This window comes from Bradyrhizobium sp. UFLA06-24, assembly GCF_054967145.1.
Map to the genome: position 1 here is coordinate 1 of NZ_JADFUE010000150.1, position 4,197 is coordinate 4,197.

The 4,197-nt window shown below is 60.7% G+C and carries 3 protein-coding genes; all 3 read left to right on the top strand.

Going from position 1 to position 4,197, the window contains the following annotated elements; genetic code table 11:
• Nucleotides 1–165 precede the first annotated feature (165 nt).
• Entirely contained in the window at nt 166–1,938 is a 1,773-nt protein-coding gene (locus IF809_RS38070; RefSeq protein ID WP_462840038.1) for an adenylate/guanylate cyclase domain-containing protein, read from the top strand.
• Nucleotides 1,939–2,073: 135 nt separating this feature from the next.
• A complete protein-coding gene (locus tag IF809_RS38075) occupies nt 2,074–2,217 on the top strand; it encodes a hypothetical protein (protein ID WP_462840040.1) in 144 nt (47 codons plus the stop codon).
• A gap of 183 nt (nt 2,218–2,400) precedes the next feature.
• Nucleotides 2,401–3,984, top strand: a complete 1,584-nt coding sequence (locus IF809_RS38080) for a sensor domain-containing diguanylate cyclase (RefSeq protein WP_462840039.1) — start codon at nt 2,401–2,403, stop codon at nt 3,982–3,984.
• Nucleotides 3,985–4,197 lie beyond the last annotated feature (213 nt).

Here is a 4,197-nt window from a genome sequence, read left to right on the forward strand (position 1 = left end):
TCCTTGTCTTTGGCGCCCCTTGCCAGCTTCGCTTACTGGCGGGGCAGGAGCACGGCCGGACCATCCCATTAGCGGAATTTGCGTCCCCCGCGTCGCGACACTTACCTGTGGCGACTACGCCGCGCCCGTGATTTGATATCGCCGGACGGGCGGAGGGGTGAGTCTGTGGCACCCGAACGGATCGAGAGGCGGCTCGCAGCCGTATTGGCTGCCGATGTTGTCGGGTACAGTCGGCTTATGGGAGCCGATGAGGTCGGCACCTTGACCACTCTTAAGGCCCTCCGTTCCCAAATAGTCGACCGCGCTATTGCAGAGCACAACGGACGCATAGTGAAAACCACGGGCGACGGCCTGTTAGTCGAGTTCGCCAGTGCCGTTGATGCGGTCACCTGCGCCGTGCTCGTCCAGGAGAAAATGGCCGAGTACAATGCTGACGCCACTTCAAAGATCGTCTTTCGCATCGGCATCAACGTCGGTGACATAATCATCGATGGTGACGACATCTTCGGTGAGGGCGTGAATGTTGCTTCTCGCGTGGAAACCGAGTGTGATCCCGGCGGCGTCTACTTGTCTGGTAATGCCTTTGAGCAGGTTCGCGCCAAGACCCCAATCGCCTTCGATGACGTTGGTGAGCGGTCGCTGAAGAACATCGATCGGCCGGTTCGCCTATATGCCGCCCGTTCGACTTCATTGCCCATCGCAGGTTCCAATCCTGCGACCGAAAGCCCCAAACTGGCCCTTCCTGACAAACCATCGATTGCTGTTCTTCCGTTCCAGAACATGTCGGGCGATCCAGAGCAGGAGTACTTCGCGGATGGCGTGGTCGAGGACATCATCACTGCGCTATCGCGATTCAAATCACTGTTTGTGATCGCTCGCAATTCTAGTTTCACGTACAAGGGAAGGACAGTTGACATCGAGCAAGTCGGGCGTGAGCTCGGCGTTCGCTATGTGCTTGAAGGAAGCGTACGGAAGGCGGGCGGACGTGTTAGGATCACAGGTCAGTTAATCGACGCGAACAGCGGTGCCCATTTGTGGGCCGACAAATTCGACGGGACCAACGAAGATATATTCAATCTTCAGGATCGAGTGACACAAAGTGTGGTCGGAGAGCTTGTCACCCAGGTACAGTTCGCGGAAATGGAGAAAGCGACCCGAAAGCCTACCTCTAATCTGGACGCTTACGATTGCTACTTGCGGGGGATTGCGCACCTCTGGAAATGGACAAAGGCCGACGTAGAGACGGCGCTGAGCTATTTCCGCACGGCGCTGGAGTTAGATCCAAGCTTTGCCCAAGTCTACGGGTGGATCGGGATGATCTATGTCTTGCGCAAGCAAAGTCGCTGGATGGTGAACGTCGACGAAGAGACTGCGGAGGCGGTTCGTGTGGGCCGAAAGGCCATCGAGTTGAACCAGAACGACGAAGTCGGTTTGTGCTTCGGAGGTTTCACTCTCGCTTACGTGGCGGGAGAACTTGAGCTGGCTGCCGATTGTATTCGTCGTAGTCTTTCGACGAATCCGAATTTTGCGATTGCCTGGAACCACAGCGGCTGGATGCAGGTGTATTTAGGTCAGCATCAAACGGCTCTCGAAGACGAAGCGCAGGCGGAGCGTCTTAGTCCACGTGATCCCAACATTATGCAGGTGAAAATGGCGGCAGCCTGGGCTCATTTGTTTCTCGGGCAGTACCGGGAATCCGCCGATTTCGGTCGGCGGGTTACTGATCAATTTCCAACGTTCACTCCTGGTTGGCGGATCATCGCCGTGAGCTGCGCACTGGCCGGTGATCAGATGTCAGCCAGCAAAGCGCTGAAACGAGCCCTGGAGCTTGATCCCTCGCAGCGGGTTTCCGCCTTGTCGTTACAGGCACCGCTACGCCGTCCAGAGGATCGGGAGCGGTGGATCGAAGGTCTTCGCCGGGCGGGATATCCCGAATGATCCCGCTTGTAATTTTGCGAAGATCGCGACTTCCGGTTATGGCCCTTCGCGCACCTCCGCGCTTAGCGTCGCTGTGTCCGGCTTGTGGGCCAGACCGGACCGAGCCTCACGCAGCAGGAGGTCCGCCTCAGCGACGTGAGGCGGCTGCCATCGCTCAACGGGCGCACCTTCACCCAGCCGATCCTGCGGCTCGATCTGGACCGCATGGACGACAACGACAACCGCCTGTTCGGGATCTCCGCCCAGATCGCCTGGATCCGAAGCCGTCTTATCAGGTGACCCTGCGCACGCCGCTCTACGCGGTGCGGAACTGACCGCGATCGTGGCTGACATCCGGTAAAGCCGGACCCCTGAGGGTCGTCCCGTTAATCGATTGTTAGCCCTCTCGAAGAATCCGGCAACGGGTTACCATTCCGCAAGAGAGTTGCGGGAGGCTCTACCGGTTTTTCCCGGAGGGTTGGAATGCCCCGCCTTGTATCGGAACGGACGTTTCTCGCCGGCAAGATCATCTTCAATTTCGGCCAGTCGACCATCGATTGCGTCGTGCGCCGCATGTCGGAGGATGGCGCGACGCTGGAGATGCAGAGCAGCCTCGGCGTGCCCGAGAGATTCCAGCTGAGGCTCGCAAGCCAGGAAATCCTTTCCTGCCGCGTGCTCTGGCGGTCGGACCAGCAGGTCGGGGTCGCGCTCGGTGCGGACGATCGTGCCGCGGCTCCAACCGAAAATGAACAGGAGCGGAGCGCGGATTCGCTGGTCCGGAGCCAGATGCTCGCGCTGCGGGCGGCACTCGATTTGGTCCCGCTTGGCGTCGTGCTGCTGGATGCCAGTCTGCGCGCGCAGTTAATCAACCGCGCGTTCCGTCGGATGTGGTTGCTGCCGGACGACTTCGCCAATAGCAACCCGTCATTCGCGACCCTGATGCACCATGGACGCGATACGCAGGCCTACGAGATCGAGCCGGCGGAACTCGATGCCTATGTCGAAGAACGCGTCCGTCAGATTCAGGCGGGGGATACGTCTCCGCGCGATCTGCGCCGCACCAGCGGTGAGGTCGTCCGGATGCAATGCACGCCGCTCCCGGACGGCGGGCGGATGCTGACCTATACGCCGGTCACCGATATCGTACGCTATTCCGACGAACTGAAGCTGCTGCGCGACGCACTCGAAAACGTCGAGGACGGCATTCTGCTGCTCGATCGCGACCTCAACGCCAGCTTCATGAACCGGCGGATGCGACGGTTCTGGGATGTGAGTGATGAGGAAGCGGACGGCCGCCCGAGCTACGCATCGCTGGTGCGCCGGCCCCATCGCGCAATTGCGCCGGATCTTGCTGCGAACGAAGCGGCGCAGTTTGCCGCCAAGCGCGTCGATGAGGTCGAGGCCGGGGATCATGTGCGCGACCTCCAGACGCCAGACGGGCGCCGGATTCGCGCGCATTGCACCACGATGGCAAATGGGGGCCGCATGTTGACCTATGTCGACATCACAGATCTGACCAAGAAAGCTGCCCTGCTGGAGACGCTCGCGACCACCGATTCGCTCACCGGCCTCTCCAACCGCCGCCACTTCCTCGAGAGCCTGGATGCGGAATGGAGCCGCTTCCAACGCTACTATCGCTCCGTCTCGGTGCTGATGCTCGACATCGACCATTTCAAATCGGTCAACGATCGCTACGGGCACGCCGTCGGCGACGAAGCGATCAAGGCTGTCGCCGAGGCGTGCCTCGCGGGCAAACGCAAGTCCGATCTGGTCGGCCGCATCGGCGGCGAGGAATTCGCCGTGCTCCTGCCGGAAACCAGCCTGTCGCGCGCCAAGATCGTCGCCGAGCGAATCCGCAAGCATGTGATGGCGGCGAGGCTGAACACGCATCAGGTTCAGTTCGGCGTCACCGTCAGCATCGGCATCGCCGAGGCCACGGTCAGCATGTCCGGCATCGACACGCTGATGAGAGCGGCGGACGACGCGCTGTACCGGGCCAAGGCGGAGGGACGAAATCGCTGCGTCGCGTGGTTTCCTCTACCGCCTGCAAGCAAGGCGGCGGAGTGAAGGCGCGCAGCAATGCAGTTTACCTATAAGCGCAATGTCGCCCCCCGGGGGAAGAGCGGACATCTTCTGACTGCGCGAGCGTTACCCCTTCCGGCCCATTTGCGAAGCTGCGCCGCGTCTGACAAATGTCCGCTCGTGTGCAGGTTTTTGGACGCCGGCAACGAAGGAGGCTGCGCACGCTCAACTGACCGGCGTCCAAAAAGCGCCAAGGCA

What these genes read in the sequence shown, in the direction of transcription:
- IF809_RS38080 (WP_462840039.1), top strand. Translation starts at nt 2,401, where the DNA reads ATGCCCCGCCTTGTATCGGAACGGACGTTTCTCGCCGGCAAGATCATC.